Below are 15,153 nucleotides of genomic sequence, written 5' to 3' on the forward strand. Positions count from 1 at the left end.
GATTGGAGCATCCCCGATGTCCGACCCCCAGCCGATCCATCTGAGCGACTATCGTCCGCCGGCCTACCTTGTCTCACGCACCGAGTTGACCTTCGACCTGGCGCCTGGCACCACCCGCGTCAAGGCACGCCTGCATCTGGAGCGTCATCCCGAGCGCGAGGCGGGTGCACCGGTTTGGCTGGATGGCGAGCAGCTTTCGCTCAAGGCCATCGCCATCGATGGCCAGCCGCTGGAGGAAGGCGAGTACGAACTGACCCGCAAGGGACTGTCGATTACCGGTGCGCCGGAGGCGTTTGTTCTGGACACCGAGGTCGAGATCTCGCCCGAGGACAATACCGCGCTATCCGGCCTCTACCGTTCCGGTGGCATGTTCTGCACCCAGTGCGAAGCCGAAGGGTTCCGCCGCATCACCTTCTACCCGGACCGCCCGGACGTGATGGCGACCTTCTCGACCACCGTGATCGGCGACCTGACCCGCGAGCCGGTGTTGCTGTCCAACGGCAATCCGGTGGAGCGAGGAGAGCTGCCGGATGGCCGCCACTTCGTGACCTGGGACGATCCTCATCCCAAGCCCGCCTACCTGTTTGCACTGGTGGCCGGTGACCTGAAGAAGGTCGAGGACCGCTTTACCACCATGAGCGGCCGCGACGTCACCCTGCAGATCTGGGTCGAGGAAGAAAACCTCGACAAGACCGACCACGCCATGGGCTCACTCAAGCGTGCCATGCGCTGGGATGAAGAGGCCTACGGTCGCGAGTACGACCTGGACCTGTTCATGATCGTGGCGGTCAATGATTTCAACATGGGCGCCATGGAGAACAAGGGGCTCAACATCTTCAACTCGGCGGCGGTGCTGACCCACCCCAACACCGCCACCGACGCTGCCTTCCAGCGGGTCGAGGGAATCGTCGCTCACGAGTACTTCCATAACTGGTCGGGCAACCGCGTTACCTGCCGTGACTGGTTCCAACTGTCGTTGAAGGAAGGCTTCACCGTCTTTCGCGATCAGAGCTTCTCGGCCGAGGTCAATTCCGCACCGGTCAAGCGCATCGAAGAAGTGTCGTTCTTCCGCACCGCCCAGTTCGCCGAGGACGCAGGCCCCACAGCGCATCCGATTCGCCCCGACTCCTACATCGAGATCGGCAACTTCTACACCCTGACCATCTACGAGAAGGGTGCCGAGGTGGTGCGGATGCTGTCCAACCTGGTGGGGCCGGAGACCTTCCGCAAGGGCTCGGATCTGTACTTCTCGCGCTTCGACGGGCAGGCGGTCACCATCGAGGACTTCGTCGACTGCATGGCCGAGGTGTCCGGGCAGGATCTCGAGCAGTTCATGCGCTGGTACTCCCAGGCGGGTACGCCGGAGATCGACGCCTTCGGGGAGTACGACTACGCCAACTCCCGCTACCGCCTGATCCTGCGTCAGCGCACGCCGGCCACCCCCGGCCAGCCGGAGAAACAGGCGCTGCATATCCCCATTCGCCTGGGCCTGGTCGGCACCAAGAGCGGCCGCGACCTGTCGATGACCCTGGACGGCGAGAGCCTGGGTAGAGACGCCGTGATTCATCTGCGTGAAGACGAGCAGGAGTTCATCTTCAGCGATATCGAAGAGGCTCCGGTGCCCTCGCTGCTGCGCGGGTTCTCGGCGCCGGTCAAGCTGTCCTTCCCCTATTCGCGGGAGGATCTGGCCTTCCTGATGGCCCACGACAGCGATGGCTTCAACCGCTGGGACGCCGGCCAGCGGCTGACCCTGCTGGCACTCGATGATCTGATCGCGGCCCACCGCAATGGTGTCGAGAAGGTCATGGATACGCGCCTGGTCGAGGCCTTCCGCGCACTGATCGAGGAAGGCAATGACGACAAGGCGGTGCTGGCCGAGATGCTGCAATTGCCGAGCGAGGCCTACATCGCTGAACAGCAGCCGCTGGTCGACGTGGACGCCATCCACGCCGCGCGCACCTTCATCCAGCAGTCGCTGGCGCAAGAGCTGCGTGACGAACTGTTGGCACTGTATCGCGACAACCAGAGCGACGCCGCCTACGCGCCCACGCCCGAGCAGATCGGCCAGCGCGCCCTGAAGAATGTCGCGCTGTCCTACCTGATGAGCATCGAGGACGAGGTGGCGATCGAGCTGGCCCAGGCCCAGTTCGAGGCCGACCACAACATGACCGACGTGCGCCATGCGTTGACCCTGCTGGTCCACAGTAGCCGCTCGGATATCGCCGATCCGGCACTCAAGGCCTTCGGGCGCAAGTGGTCCCGCGATCCGCTGGTGATGGACCAGTGGTTCAGCCTGCAGGTGACCCGTCCCCAGGCGGACGCCCTGGATCGGGTGCGCTATCTGATGGAGCACCCGGCCTTCTCGCTGAAGAACCCCAACAAGGTGCGCGCGTTGATCGGTGCCTTTGCCGGGCAGAACCGGGTCAACTTCCACCGCCTGGATGGCGAAGGCTATCGCCTGCTGGCCGACGTGGTGATCGAGTTGAACCGGCTGAATCCCGAGATCGCCGCACGCATCATCACGCCGCTGACCCGCTGGCAGCGCTTCGACGAGGCTCGCCAGGCGCTGATGCGCGCCGAGCTGGAGCGCATCCGTGGCGAGGAACTCTCACCCAACGTCTACGAGATCGTGGAAAAGGCGCTGGCCTGATGTAGCGACGACGATCGCTGCTGGAGCCACCGTCATGAATGCCAACGCCGCCCCTCGGGGCGGCGTTGTGCTGTGTGCTACCGGCTCGGCTGGCCTTGAAGACCGTCCCGCGTCAGGGCAGCAGCATGCCCAGGGTCAAGAGGCCCAGCAGAGCCCACAGCAGGGCGGCGATGGGGGAGCCTGTGAGGATCGCGCGTAGACCCCGCCAAAGAAAGAAAAGGCCCAGCACCAGCAGCGCCAGGGTGAAGAAGGTCGGTGCGATGCCCAGCGAGCGAGACAGGCCGTCGATAAAGCCGGCGGCGGCGTCATCGATGCTGTTGAAGAAGGTGCCCAGAGTATCGACCACAAAGCGAATCAGGGTGCCAAGGGCCTCGCCCAGCCAGGTAAAGACGTCTTCCACCGCCATGCATCCTTGTCGTGGAGCTTGCAAAGGGCCTCGGCGCGCGCCTTGAGCACGAGCCTTGGCCATGGGAGCCCCGAGTATCCGCATCCGACCTGTCCACGGCAAGCCCCGTGGCCGAGCGCGTCTGGGTGTTGCACAGGTCTGCGCGCGCCACTTGCTAGGGCTTGTCTGAAAAGTGCCTGCGCTCGGTAATACGGCGTTAAAAATCGGATCAAAATGCTCATTTACACCCCGTAAACTGCGCTGTCTCACCGATTTTTGCCTTGTCTAACCTTCGCTCGTCGACTTTTCGGACAGCGCCTAGCCGAGTTGTTCGGTACGCGAGATGATTCCCGCTTCCTCCGCCGCACTGTCGGCCAGGGCGCGGCCGGCCTCGTCGTAGACGTGGTAGACCGCGTGGGCGCCCAGTTCGCGGATGGTGTCGATCTCCTCCAGGTACTCGACCACGGCGGTGATCTTGCCCGGGAAGTGGCGGCTTCGCAGCTGCTTCAGGGCGAACAGGTTACCTGCATGGTGGGGCATCGCCAGCACCACCAGTTCTACCTGAGAGGACATCAGCATCTTGTCCCAGAAGTCCGAGTCTACGGCGTCGCCCTCGACGATATTGAAGCCCTTGTCGGCCAGCATCTTCACGCTCTTGGGATTGGAGTCGACCCCCAGCACCTTGAGTCCATACTCCTTGGTCAGGCGACGGTAGACGCTGCGACCGATACGGCCCATGCCCAGCACCACCGCTTCGGCGTCGCCGACCTCGATGGGGCGGTCGCTGGGGGACAGCGACGCCTCGTCGACCGGTGGCAGGCGTGGCTCGAGCCAGCGGTAGAACTGCTCGCTGACGGCATTGAGGATCGCCGATACCACGAAGCTCAGCGCGACCGCGAGCGACACCACCACCAGCCACTGCGGCGCCAGCCAGCCGCTGGATACCGCGATGGCACCGACGATCAGACCGAACTCGGAATAGTTGCTCAGGCTGAGGGTGGCCAGCACCGAGGTACGGTGGCGCATGCCGAAACGCATCAGAATAAGCTGGTAGAGCAGGCTCTTCAGCGGCAACAGCGCCACCAGCAGCAGGGCGATGCCGAACAGCGACCAGCTGGGCAGGGCGGTAAGGCCGATGCTCAGAAAGAAGCCGACCAGCAGCAGTTCCTTGATATTGAACATCGAGCGCGACAGCGTCTGGGCGGCGGGGTGGGGCGCCAGCAGCATGCCGATGATCAGCGCCCCGAGATCCCCTTTGACGCCGACCGCCTCGAACAGGCCGTAGCCCAGCACCAGGGCCATCACCACGCCACACAGCATCTGCATCTCGCCGTGGCCCATGCGGTCGAGCAGCCGCCGCAGCAGCGGCGCCAGCGGCAGCAGCGCGAACAGGCCCAGGGCCCAGGGGCTCGGCAGCTTGCCGGTGGAGGCGGTGAGAAAGATCACCGCAAACAGGTCCTGCATGATCAGGATACCGATGGCCAGGCGTCCGTAGGCCGCATGGGTCTCGCTTCGCTTTTCGAGGACCTTGACCACGAAGACGGTACTGGAGAAGGACAGGGCGAACGCCAGCACCAGCAGCGTCGTCAGGTCGAGTCCGGCGAGCAGACCGTTGGGTGACGTCAGCCAGCCGAGGGTGACGATCGCCTTCAGGACAGCCAGAATACCTACGAACAGCACGACGCTTGCCAGCATATGCAGGCTGGCGCCTCCCCAGACGTCCGGGCGCAGCAGGGTCTTGACGTTGAGCTTGAGACCGATGGTAAACAGCATCAGGGTGACGCCAAGGTGGGCGATCAGCGTCAGGACCGGCGTTTCGTCGTAGCCGAGAGCATTGAGGATGAAGCCACCGGCGAGAAAACCCACCAAGGGTGGTAGTCTGAGGGCCATGGCGGCCAGGCCTGAAACAAAGGCGGTCAGCACAAAAATTGGTTCAATCATGCAGGAACTCGGTCGCAAAGGGGGGCGTGTCTTGATCAATTGTAAGGGAAATACGGGTCAAGTCAGCGCTATGGCTGCGATTGTGCCCGTCCCGCAACAGCATAGGTGCGGCGTCGGCAGCAGGACGTGGCTGGAGGCCGGCAGGTATCGGATCGCCGCTGCGGGCCTCCATGCCGGGGGAAGGATGTGATGAAATAGGCGCCGCACAGGGAGGATGTGCGACTTTCATGAACCTCATGTGAAAAAGGAAGCGTCAGGATGACCCAGCCGCCGGGCACCAATCGGCTGATCCTCAACGGACAATCGGCGCAATTGCCGGAAGTGCGAAGCGCTGTCTTCGCCTGTCGGCGAGGCGGCCTCGATGTCGATGTGCGTGTCACCTGGGAAAAGGGCGACGGCGAACGCCAGGCCACCCAGGCTGGACGCGATCGGGTCAAGCGGGTCATCGCCGGCGGTGGTGACGGTACCGTGCATGAGGTGGTCAACGGGCTGATGCAGTTGCCGCGCGAAGAGCGTCCGGAGCTTGCCATCATGCCGTTGGGCAGCGCCAACGACCTGGCCAAGTCCCTGGGCCTGCCGCTCGGCCAGGCAGCGTCGCTGGACGCCGCCTGTCGTCTGCCCAGCCGCTGGGTGGATGTGCCAAGGATGAACGATCGCTATTTCATCAACATGGCCACCGGTGGTTTCGGTGCCGAGATCACCACATCGACACCGAAGCCACTCAAGCGCTTGATGGGCGGGGGAGCCTACTCGGTGTTCGGTGCCTTCAAGGCCTGGCGCTATCAGCTCTACCAGGGCCACCTGGCCTGGGATGGCGGGGAGAGTCGAGCGGGCATCTTTCTGCTGGGTATCGGCAATGGCATCCAGGCCGGTGGCGGTCAGCAGTTGACGCCGGCGGCGCGACTGGACGACGGCCTGTTCGACGTGCTGCTGGTGCGTGACTTCCGCTCGCTGCGCCAGCTTCGGGCGATGATGCAGGAACTGCGGGCCAGGCCCTACCATGGGCAGTACGTCGACGCCTTTCGCAGCGCCTGGTTGCGCTTTGAAGCCGATGGCGAGGCGCGCCTGCCGCTGACGCTGGACGGCGAAGCCTGCTATCAGCGCGCGTTCGAGGCCCGGGTCATGCCGTTGGCGCTGCGTCTGACCATGCCCGACAGCTGTCGCATGGCCTCACCCCGGGGAGAATGATCAGGGCGGGAGCAGCCATAGACGTCGCCCGATAGGCGAGATTGCGGCGTGCTGCAGCGTCAACGCAAGTTGCGTGGCCGGGGTGGCTTTGGTGCAATAGCGCGCGATCAATCATGGAGATTGGGCGCATGGACAAAGGCTTTATGGAGAGAAGACGATGGCAATGACCCCTCGAATGGCGGCGGCCCTGGTGGCGCTGAGCGTACCGCTGTGGCTGGTTGGGTGTGATGGCGAGGAGCCCCCGGCGTCTCAGAGTGAGCCTTCCGCTGTTCAGGAAGAGCCTTCAGTTACTGAGGAAGAGCCCTCAGCTACTGACGAGGAGCCGTCAGCGACTCAACAACAGCCATCCGATTCCGAGAGCGGGATGTCCGCAGCCCAGTCAGAGTCATCGAGTGAAGCGGCGTCGAGCGGGGCCGACGGGGCGCAGAGCAACAGTGACGCCGATGGGGCCGATGTAGACCTCGGCAGCAGTGCCACCGACACCCTGGAGCAGGGCCAGGCGCTGCCGGGGGAGAGCACCGAGTCAGATGTCGATGCCATCCTGGAGGAGACCGAGCGTCGCTTCGAGGAAGCGCAACGCAAGATCGACGAGACCTATAAGCAGGCCGAGGCAACGAGCGCTAGCCAAGGCACACCGGACAGTGAAGGGCAGCAGAGCGACACAGGCGACGGAGAAGCCTCGGTGCCCTCGGTGCCGGACCCTGTCGAGGAACCGGTGCAATTCGAGGGATCGAGCGAGGAGGTCGACGCCATCCTTCAGGAAACCGAACGCCGGTTCGAGGAAGCCAAGCGCAAGATCGACGAGACCTTCGAGCAGGCCGAGCGCCAGGTCCCCGAGGAGGTGCCCGCCGACGCGGACGCGTCCTTCGATGCCGACGTCAACGCCGAAGGCGACGTCGAGACCCGTACCGACAACTCGCCCTGAGCTGGTATTGGCAGGGCATCAGGTCCGGGTGGCTTAATCATGGCTTAGTCATGGGCCCAAGGCGTGCTAGCAAGCTCTTACGGCATCCGATCGGCCCCCCGGCAGGCTCTGCCGACCAACAAGAAAGGCCCACCGTATGGTGGGCCTTCTTGTCGCATGATCGAGGATCGTCACAACTTGCGGCAATCCTGCTCAAGCGCTGTTGCTTCACGGGGTGGCTAGATCACGCAGAATGCGATCTCCCCGTGACAAGGTCAGACAGGCACTAGGCTCAGTCGGCGACCTTGATGTTGGAGGCCTGAAGGCCTTTCTTGCCCTGAGTCACCTCGAAGGAGACCTTCTGGCCGTCCTGCAGGGACTTGAAGCCTTCAGCCTGAATCTCGGAGAAGTGGGCGAACAGGTCGTCTCCGCCGTCGTCCGGAGAGATGAAGCCGTAGCCCTTGGTATCGTTGAACCACTTGACAGTGCCAGTTGCCATTGTCGATTTCCTTAACTCGCTAAATGATGGTGCAGGCTCAACCACCCGGGGAGCTTTTCTCCCGTCGTGTGGTCTGAACCCTGTTGCGTGGGCATGACAAGAAAGAAGGGCGCATTGCGTGTTTCGACAATAGAGCGATCGAACTACCACTGCTGACGTTTCTACTTGCTGTCCTACGCTGCGGTCGAGTTGGCGATTCCGATTACCCGGGAAACGACACCTCTGGTGTCGACCACCCCTGGCAGGCGAGAATGGCTTACCTCGACTCGCCAAGTTACTGTAGATCGAAAGGCCAGCAGCGTCCAGCCGGACGCCCGTTGCTGCCTCTTAACGGAAAAGATGACACAAGGAATTCACATGACTGCCCCCGTGATCCATAGCGACGATACCCACTCCAAGGTGGTGGGCTACCTGTTGTGGCTGTTCGGTTTCCTCGGCGCCCACCGGTTCTATTACGGCAAGCCGGTGACCGGCACCATCTGGTTTCTGACCCTCGGACTGTTCTTCATCGGCTGGATCATCGACCTGTTCTTGATCCCGAGCATGGATCGCGAGGCCGACCTGCGGTTCCGCGGTGGTCCCACCAACTACACCCTGGCCTGGGTGCTGCTGACCTTCCTCGGGGTATTCGGCCTGCACCGTTTCTACATGGGCAAATGGGTGACCGGCATCATCTATCTGCTCACCGGTGGTCTGTTCTTGATCGGCATCCTCTACGACTTCTGGACGCTCAACGACCAGATTTCGCTGAAACACTCCGATAGCCTCGAGTCCGTGCGCTGATGGAAGGCTGGATCGATGCCCAGTTGCTGGGCTTCGTGGTGGCGATCACGCTGTTGAGCGTCACTCCCGGGGTCGACACCTTGCTGGTGATTCGCAACACCGCTCGGGGCGGTCTGCGCGACGGTGTGCTGACCAGCCTGGCGATCTGTTCGGGGCTGTTCGTCCACGCCACCATCTCCGCCCTGGGGGTATCGCTGATCCTGCTGCAGTCGGCCTGGGCGTTTTCGGCGTTGAAGATGATCGGGGCCGGCTACCTGGCCTGGCTGGGAGTCGCCAGCCTGCGTCAGGCCTGGGCCGGCAAGGGGCTCGCGGTGTCGGCGGCGAGTGGCGCCCGCCGCCAGCGCGTATCGCCGTGGCGGCCGCTGCGCGAGGGGTTGCTGTCCAACGTGCTCAATCCCAAGACGGTGGTGTTCTACATGGCCTTTCTGCCCCAGTTCATCGCCCCCACGGATCCGGCCTTGCTGAAGTCCCTGTGGCTTGCCGGTATCCACTTCGTGATTGCCAACCTGTGGCAGATCCTGGTCGCGGTATTGGTGGGCAGCGCCAGCCACTGGCTCGCTCGGCCGGCGTTCTCGCGCGTGCTCAACGGCTTGACCGGCGGTGTGCTGGTGGCGTTCGGGGTCAAGTTGGCGTTGACGCGGGCGCCGTCCTGAGCCGATGCGATTGGCGCGGAGGTCAATAGCCCGAGACACAGGCCAGCGAAGCTACCGCAAAAAACCGGACCTCGACAGCAAGAACCCCCGACCACAGGCCGGGGGTTCTTGCTTTGCGAGGCGATCTCACCTCATCGACGTGCCGGGGCTCCGCCACATCATCGACGTACCATGGAACCGTCGTAGCGCGAGCTCTTCTCGGCCGCTGTCAGCACCTGCACGCCCTGGGTCGAGCCCTGGGCCAGGCTCTCGAACACTACCCGGTACTCGAGCACCGCGCGGACGTAGCGGCGGGTTTCCTTGAAGGGGATCTCCTCGACGAACAGGTCGAATTCGCCCGGCGCGCGGGCAAGCCAGGTGTCGACCCGGTGGGGGCCGGCGTTGTAGGCCGCCGCCGCGGCGATACGGTTGCCGCCGTAGCGCGCGATCATGTCACGGATATAGGTGCTGCCCAGACGAATGTTGGTGGCCGGGTCGAGTACGCCGTAGGGTCCAGGATCACCGATGCCCACCTGGCGTCCCACCAGGGCGGCGGTACCCGGCATCAACTGCATCAGGCCCCTGGCCCCGGCGGGTGATAGCGCCTCGGGGTTGTAGGCGCTCTCGCGACGGGCGATCCCCATCAGCAGGTAGGGGTCGACGTTGTTGGCCTGGCCCCAGCGGCGGAAGTCCTCCCGGTAGGCTTCGGGAAAGCGCCAGGGCAGGGCGTCGAGCATCTTGCCGACGATGGTCGTCTGCACCAGGCGTACGTGCCAACCGCGTCCTGCGGCGTAGTCCGCCAGGCGCCGGGCATCGGTGGGGCCTGCGCTGCGTACCGCATGATTCCACTCGAGGTTGGCAAGCCCTTCCTGTCCGACGCGCAGCAGCGCCTCGGTGCGACGCACCGTCGGCCAGCCGGCGACCTGGGCGCGCTCGGCCTCGCTGAAACGCGTGTCTTCCATGTTGAGATCGTAGGGCTGGCCAAGGCGGTCGGCGGCGACGAAGCCGAAGAAGTCGCGTTGACCCGCTGCCCGGGCGTAGGCGGCCTGCGCGTCTGCCTGCTGCCCGCGCAGGGCCAGCGCGCGGCCCAGCCAGTATTGCCAGCGCGCCTTGGCCTGGGTCTCGGCGGGCATGATGCCAACGGTCCGCTCGACGGCGGCCCAGTCGCGATCGCGGATGGCCAGGCGTGCACGCAGTTCGAACACCTCCGGATCCTGCTGGCCGGCCAGGGCGCCGTCGATCCAGCCGAGCAGGCTGCGCTGGTCGCGGCGCAGGGCGTAATAGATGATCTCGCGCTCCAGCGCCTGGCGAGACTGGGCCGGCAGGCTCACATTGCCGGAGACCTGCTGCCAGGCGGACAGCGCCGCCGCCGGGGATGACTCTGCAGTGGCGATGATGGCGGCCCGCACAAAGGAGGCGGTGCCGGCGCAGTTGGGGCCGACGCAGCGCGCTACGCTTGCCAGCCGCGACGGATTGGCGGCCACGCTTTGCTGTGCTGCTGCAGCGGAGCTCCAGGCGGGTCCCAATTGACGGCCAAGATAACTGACCAGTCCGTCTTCGCCGTTTTCCCAGGCCAGCATCATGCGCTCGAAGATTTCCGTGCCACCGATCTCGCCGCGGGCGCGCAGGGTGGAGAATAGCGAGTCGCAGGCATCCGGCTGGGAGCGACCCACCAGCCATAGTTCGCGGCCGCCCTGAGCGGCGACGGCGGGGCTCTGACCCAGTTGCGCGGTGTAGTAGTAGCACTGCTCGGCGGTGGTCTCGGGAACGCCGCCGGCGACGGCCAGCAGGTCGCCGTAGCGCCCGGCCTTGCCGTAGCGCAGGATGGCCTGCTCACGCATCCAGTCACCCAGCGGTGCATCGGCATTGGCCGAGATGTAGCTGAGAACTTCCTGAGGGCTGGCGTTGGGCAGGCGGTCGCGCAGACGATAGTACGCCACATAGCCGGCCAGTTCGTGGCCACGAATGGCGGCGTCGTTGATGTTGTGGAAGTTGCCGCTACGGGCGGCTTCCAGGGCGCTGCGCATGGCGCCGTCACTGCCCTGGGCGGTAGCCGTCAATGGCATGCACAGTGCCGTGGCTGCCACCAGCGGCACGAGGCGACGAAACAAGGCGAATGGCATGGAGACCCTCCTGGTCTGTGAAGAAGAAGACATTGCTGCCTTTTTGTGCCGTAGACGGCGAATCGATGTCGGATCGAAGCCACATGGTGACCGAACCGGCGGGCCTTGAACAGTTGCCCGGCCAGGTTACGAGACTTGACCCCGGTCAGCTTCGCCCCCATGTTGCGATAAGACGACGTCGACGCCATGAAGATAGCCGTTGACACCCGATAAATACCATCGGCAATCGTTGGTGCTGAATTGAGTCGAGGAGACTATCCATGGCCCTGTTTGATCGAATCCCCGTTATTGGTCGCTTTACCCAACGCACCCGAGCGTTCAAGCATATAATGCGGGCGCTCAAGCTGTTTATCCCGATGCTGCAGGACGTGCTCAGCGGTCGCTACCGCCCGGTGCCCTGGGCGGCTTTCGGCTGGATGGCGGTGGCCTTTGCCTATCTGGTGTCACCGCTGGATCTGATTCCCGATGTGCTGCTGCTGTTCGGTCTTCTCGATGATGTGGTCATCGTCGGCTGGTTGCTGACCAAGGTGGACAATAGTCTGGCCGACTATCGCGCCTGGCGTGGTATTGGCGAGGACGATGCTCCGCGGGAGGAGCGGGATATCCACGACATCTAAGGTGCCTTGTTCTTGATTTTCTGGCTCGAAGTGTGCGGATTCGAGCTTTTTGCGTTTGCTTCAGGGTACGTCGTCTGTTTCTGACGCTTGGCGAGCATTTGGCGGGTAAAAGGTAAAAATGCGGACCAAGGACCTATTGTGGCGTCGGCGGGCTGGGTCTAGATTGTCAGTCAAACGTTTGAATTCGAGCCCGCTCATGTCCTCCTCGCACCGCACCCTGCAGCCACCCTCCGTGTCGCTCTGGCGGCAGGCGCTTCAGCGCTTTGTCGATGTCATTCCACATACCCAGGCGCTCGGCATGCGCGTCGTTGCGGTGGATGCCAGCGGCGTCACCCTATATCTGCCCGGGGGCGCCGAGTTGTGCGGTGATCGCTCGAGAAGCCTGGTGCACAGCGGGGTGCTCAGCGTACTGCTGGACACCGCCTGCGGTGCCTCGGTCCTGCCGGCACTGCCAAGTCCTGAGGTCTGTCCCACCCTGGATCTGCATATCAGTCATCGTCGCCCTGCCTGTCAGGGGGCGTCATTGTGGGTACGTGCCGAAGTGGAGGCCATCACCGACTCGGTGGTGTTCACCGAGGCCCGGGCCTGGCAGCACGAAGGACAGGTGGTGGCCTGCGCCCGCGGGCACTTTGCCCGGCTGGGGCCGCGCAACACGCCAGCAGGTTTTGCCGAGGCCATGTTCGCCGGTCTTGTGGAAGACGAGGGCGATCCCCTTATCGAAGAGAAGGCCCCAGTTGGCGATGCCGACAGTGGTGCGATAGCGGCGGCTCCACACGAGAGTGTCAGCGGCTTGCTGGAACGTGGGCGTGCCAGCGGTGAGATCAACGCCTGGCTTGGCGAGGTGCCCTACGCCGACTTCATCGGGGTGAGGGAGGACCGCGATGAGCACGGCAGGCGCTTTGTACTGGAGACGCGTCCCCACAACGTTGGCAATCCGATGCTGCCGGCGCTGCACGGTGGTGTGGTGTCGGCCTTTCTGGAGACTGCTGCAGCGCTGGATACCCTGGCGCAGACCCGTGAGCCGCGCCTGCCGAGGCTGGTCAACGTCACCGTGGACTACCTCAGTTCGGCCGGGGTGAAGCCAACCTTCGCGCGTTGTCGTCTGGTGCGCGAAGGGCGGCGCATGGCCAATGTCGAGGCATGGGCGTGGCAGGACGACGAAGACGCGCCGGTTGCCCGGGCTCGCTTGACCTACGTGCTGGGGGCGCCGGCGTAGGTGAGAGCCGGCCTGGGCAGCCGTTAGCCGGGTGACCACGGCCAGGGACGTCGGCCCAGGTCTGGCCAGCCTTGATGTGAAGGTGCCAGCCTTGACTTGGTGGCGCCAGCCTTGAAAAGCGCAGCGCGGACCCCATATCGATTGTCATCTTGAATGACGTGCGGCGCGAGCCGTGCACTCTGGACCGCCAGCGACCCATCGCTGGCCCGGAAATCGCCATGTCGAAAGGGGTTCGATCTACCATGACCACCGCTACCCACGAAGAAACCCTGGGCTTTCAGACCGAGGTCAAGCAGCTTCTCAACCTGATGATCCACTCGCTGTACTCCAACCGCGAGATCTTTCTTCGGGAGCTGATCTCCAACGCCGCCGACGCCTGCGACAAGCTGCGTTATCAGGCGCTGGACAATGATGCGCTCTACGAGGGCGACAGCGAGCTGCGCGTCGAGATCGAGCACGACAGCGAGGCCGGCACCGTCACCCTTCGTGACAACGGTATCGGCATGAACCGCGAGGACGTGATCGCCAACCTGGGCACCATCGCCAAAAGTGGCACCGCCGAGTTTCTCAAGCAGCTTTCCGGCGAACAGCAGAAGGACGCCCGGCTGATCGGCCAGTTCGGGGTCGGCTTCTATTCAGGCTTTATCGTCGCCGACGAGATCACCGTGCGTACCCGCAAGGCCGGTGACGCCGCCGATGCCGGCGTCGAGTGGCGCTCGAAAGGCGAGGGCGAGTTTGTGGTCGCCGAGATCGAGCGCGAGAAGCACGGCACCGAGATCATCCTCCACCTCAAGGAGGACGCCAGGGAGTTTGCCGACGACTATCGCCTGCAGAGCCTGGTGCGCAAGTACTCCGACCATATCGAAGTACCGGTGAAGATGCCGCGTACCGAAAAGGCCACCGACGACGATGGCAACGAGGTCGACGGTAGCGAGGTCACCACCTGGGAGACCGTCAACGAGGCGACCGCGCTGTGGGTGCGGCCCAAGAGCGAGGTCTCCGAGGACGAGTACAAGGCCTTCTACAAGCACGTGGCCCACGACTTCTCCGACCCCCTGACCTGGAGCCACAACAAGGTCGAGGGCAACCTGGAGTACACCAGCCTGCTGTACGTGCCGGGCCGCGCACCCTTCGACCTGTACGAGCGTGACGGTGCCCGTGGGGTCAAGCTGTACGTCCAGCGCGTGTTCATCATGGACGACGCCGAGCAGTTCCTGCCGCTGTACCTGCGCTTTATCAAGGGGGTGCTGGACACCCGCGATCTGTCGCTGAACGTATCCCGTGAGCTGCTGCAACAGGACCCGAAGGTAGAGAAGATCAAGTCCGCGCTGACCAAGCGTGCCCTGGACATGCTCAAGAAGCTGGCCAAGGACAAGGAAGCCTACCAGACGTTCTGGAACACCTTCGGTTCGGTGCTCAAGGAAGGTCCGGCGGAGGACTACGCCAACCGCGACAAGATCAGCGGCCTGCTGCGTTTCTCTTCCACCCACACCGACAGCGCCACCCAGGATCAGTCCCTGGCCGACTACGTGGAGCGGATGAAGGAAGGTCAGGACAAGATCTACTACATCGTCGCCGATGGCTTCAACGCCACCAAGAACAGCCCCCACCTGGAAATCTTCCGCAAGAAGGGCATCGAGGTGCTGCTGCTCCACGATCGCATCGATGAGTGGCTGATGAGCCATCTCACCGAGTTCGATGGCAAGAAGTTTGCCGATGTTGCCAAGGGCGATCTGGACCTGGGGGACGTCGAGGACGAGGACGAGAAGAAGGCCCAGGAGGAGACCGCCAAGTCCAAGGAGGATCTGGTCAAGCGGGTCAAGGAAGCGCTCGGCGAGGAGGTCCAGGAGGTCAAGATCACCCACCGCCTGACCGATTCACCTGCCTGCGTGGTGCTACCCGAGCACGAGATGGGCTTCCAGATGCGCCGTATCATGGAGGCTGCGGGCCAGAGCCTGCCCGAGGTCAAGCCGATCCTCGAGCTCAACCCGGACCACGCCCTGGTCGCTCGCCTGGAAGGGGCCGACGGTGACGGCTTCGGTGATCTGGCGCGGATCCTGCTCGATCAGGCGATCATCGCAGAGGGTGGTCATCTCGACGATCCGGCCGCCTACGTCAAGCGTCTCAACGCCCTGCTGAGTGCCTGACAAGCTGGCTGCCTAACTCAAGAGCTCAAGCGCCCCAACGCACTCTGTTGTGGGCGCCTGCCCGGCGG

Annotated in this window: 12 protein-coding genes; 8 read left to right on the forward strand and 4 right to left on the reverse strand. The window is 63.9% G+C overall.

All coding sequences use genetic code 11. The features are described 5' to 3' along the window. Window positions 1-16 precede the first annotated feature (16 nt). Window positions 17-2,650, forward strand: a complete 2,634-nt coding sequence (gene pepN / locus NFH97_RS14855) for an aminopeptidase N (RefSeq protein ID WP_349625063.1) — start codon at window positions 17-19, stop codon at window positions 2,648-2,650. 112 nt (window positions 2,651-2,762) lie between these two features. Here the strand turns inward: pepN and NFH97_RS14860 are convergent, their stop codons facing one another. Further along, window positions 2,763-3,056, reverse strand: a complete 294-nt coding sequence (locus tag NFH97_RS14860; protein WP_045992573.1) for a hypothetical protein — start codon at window positions 3,054-3,056, stop codon at window positions 2,763-2,765. 297 nt (window positions 3,057-3,353) lie between these two features. Then, window positions 3,354-4,976: a cation:proton antiporter domain-containing protein gene (locus tag NFH97_RS14865; RefSeq protein ID WP_197037166.1), complete on the reverse strand. Its 1,623-nt coding sequence runs from the start codon at window positions 4,974-4,976 to the stop codon at window positions 3,354-3,356. 258 nt (window positions 4,977-5,234) lie between these two features. On the opposite strand from NFH97_RS14865, the gene yegS reads away from it, so the two are divergent. Then, window positions 5,235-6,164, forward strand: a complete 930-nt coding sequence (gene yegS / locus NFH97_RS14870; protein ID WP_045993797.1) for a lipid kinase YegS — start codon at window positions 5,235-5,237, stop codon at window positions 6,162-6,164. A gap of 364 nt (window positions 6,165-6,528) precedes the next feature. Further along, window positions 6,529-7,089 carry a hypothetical protein gene (locus NFH97_RS14875; protein ID WP_348826862.1) on the forward strand — a complete coding sequence of 187 codons (561 nt, stop codon included), beginning with the start codon at window positions 6,529-6,531 and terminating at the stop codon, window positions 7,087-7,089. A gap of 271 nt (window positions 7,090-7,360) precedes the next feature. On the opposite strand, the gene NFH97_RS14880 is transcribed toward NFH97_RS14875, so the two are convergent. Beyond that, the gene (locus tag NFH97_RS14880; protein WP_045993796.1) at window positions 7,361-7,567 is read right to left on the reverse strand and encodes a cold-shock protein; all 207 of its coding nucleotides are present in this window, start codon (window positions 7,565-7,567) and stop codon (window positions 7,361-7,363) included. Between the two features lie 357 nt (window positions 7,568-7,924). On the opposite strand from NFH97_RS14880, the gene NFH97_RS14885 reads away from it, so the two are divergent. Together NFH97_RS14885 and NFH97_RS14890 are read left to right on the forward strand one after the other, a co-directional pair. Then, the gene (locus NFH97_RS14885; protein ID WP_045993795.1) at window positions 7,925-8,350 is read left to right on the forward strand and encodes an NINE protein; all 426 of its coding nucleotides are present in this window, start codon (window positions 7,925-7,927) and stop codon (window positions 8,348-8,350) included. Next, window positions 8,350-9,003 (forward strand): LysE family translocator, encoded by a 654-nt coding sequence (locus NFH97_RS14890; protein ID WP_045993794.1) that lies wholly within the window; start codon window positions 8,350-8,352, stop codon window positions 9,001-9,003. The genes NFH97_RS14885 and NFH97_RS14890 overlap by 1 nt, the downstream gene beginning before the upstream one ends. Before the next feature lie 158 nt (window positions 9,004-9,161). On the opposite strand, the gene NFH97_RS14895 is transcribed toward NFH97_RS14890, so the two are convergent. Beyond that, window positions 9,162-11,105, reverse strand: a complete 1,944-nt coding sequence (locus NFH97_RS14895; RefSeq protein ID WP_045993793.1) for a transglycosylase SLT domain-containing protein — start codon at window positions 11,103-11,105, stop codon at window positions 9,162-9,164. Window positions 11,106-11,365: 260 nt separating this feature from the next. Between NFH97_RS14895 and NFH97_RS14900 the strand changes: the two genes are divergently transcribed. The 3 genes from NFH97_RS14900 to htpG all read left to right on the forward strand — a co-directional run bounded on the left by NFH97_RS14900 (window position 11,366) and on the right by htpG (window position 15,085). After that, window positions 11,366-11,722, forward strand: a complete 357-nt coding sequence (locus NFH97_RS14900) for a YkvA family protein (protein ID WP_045993792.1) — start codon at window positions 11,366-11,368, stop codon at window positions 11,720-11,722. Window positions 11,723-11,918: 196 nt separating this feature from the next. Beyond that, on the forward strand, window positions 11,919-12,938 hold the full coding sequence (locus NFH97_RS14905; RefSeq protein WP_240184312.1) for a PaaI family thioesterase: 1,020 nt from the start codon (window positions 11,919-11,921) through the stop codon (window positions 12,936-12,938). Between the two features lie 242 nt (window positions 12,939-13,180). Next, complete coding sequence (gene htpG, locus NFH97_RS14910; RefSeq protein ID WP_045993791.1) at window positions 13,181-15,085, forward strand: molecular chaperone HtpG; 1,905 nt, start codon at window positions 13,181-13,183, stop codon at window positions 15,083-15,085. The last annotated feature ends 68 nt before the right edge of the window (window positions 15,086-15,153 follow it).

This window comes from Halomonas sp. SCS19 (genome assembly GCF_040147015.1).
GTDB classification, from domain to species: Bacteria; Pseudomonadota; Gammaproteobacteria; order Pseudomonadales; family Halomonadaceae; genus Halomonas; species Halomonas litopenaei.

What these genes read in the sequence shown, in the direction of transcription:
- NFH97_RS14905 (WP_240184312.1), top strand. Translation starts at nt 11,919, where the DNA reads ATGTCCTCCTCGCACCGCACCCTGCAGCCACCCTCCGTGTCGCTCTGG.
- NFH97_RS14900 (WP_045993792.1), top strand. Translation starts at nt 11,366, where the DNA reads ATGGCCCTGTTTGATCGAATCCCCGTTATTGGTCGCTTTACCCAACGC.
- NFH97_RS14865 (WP_197037166.1), bottom strand. Translation starts at nt 4,976, where the DNA reads ATGATTGAACCAATTTTTGTGCTGACCGCCTTTGTTTCAGGCCTGGCC.
- pepN (WP_349625063.1), top strand. Translation starts at nt 17, where the DNA reads ATGTCCGACCCCCAGCCGATCCATCTGAGCGACTATCGTCCGCCGGCC.
- NFH97_RS14890 (WP_045993794.1), top strand. Translation starts at nt 8,350, where the DNA reads ATGGAAGGCTGGATCGATGCCCAGTTGCTGGGCTTCGTGGTGGCGATC.
- NFH97_RS14895 (WP_045993793.1), bottom strand. Translation starts at nt 11,105, where the DNA reads ATGCCATTCGCCTTGTTTCGTCGCCTCGTGCCGCTGGTGGCAGCCACG.
- NFH97_RS14875 (WP_348826862.1), top strand. Translation starts at nt 6,529, where the DNA reads ATGTCCGCAGCCCAGTCAGAGTCATCGAGTGAAGCGGCGTCGAGCGGG.
- htpG (WP_045993791.1), top strand. Translation starts at nt 13,181, where the DNA reads ATGACCACCGCTACCCACGAAGAAACCCTGGGCTTTCAGACCGAGGTC.
- NFH97_RS14885 (WP_045993795.1), top strand. Translation starts at nt 7,925, where the DNA reads ATGACTGCCCCCGTGATCCATAGCGACGATACCCACTCCAAGGTGGTG.
- NFH97_RS14860 (WP_045992573.1), bottom strand. Translation starts at nt 3,056, where the DNA reads ATGGCGGTGGAAGACGTCTTTACCTGGCTGGGCGAGGCCCTTGGCACC.
- yegS (WP_045993797.1), top strand. Translation starts at nt 5,235, where the DNA reads ATGACCCAGCCGCCGGGCACCAATCGGCTGATCCTCAACGGACAATCG.
- NFH97_RS14880 (WP_045993796.1), bottom strand. Translation starts at nt 7,567, where the DNA reads ATGGCAACTGGCACTGTCAAGTGGTTCAACGATACCAAGGGCTACGGC.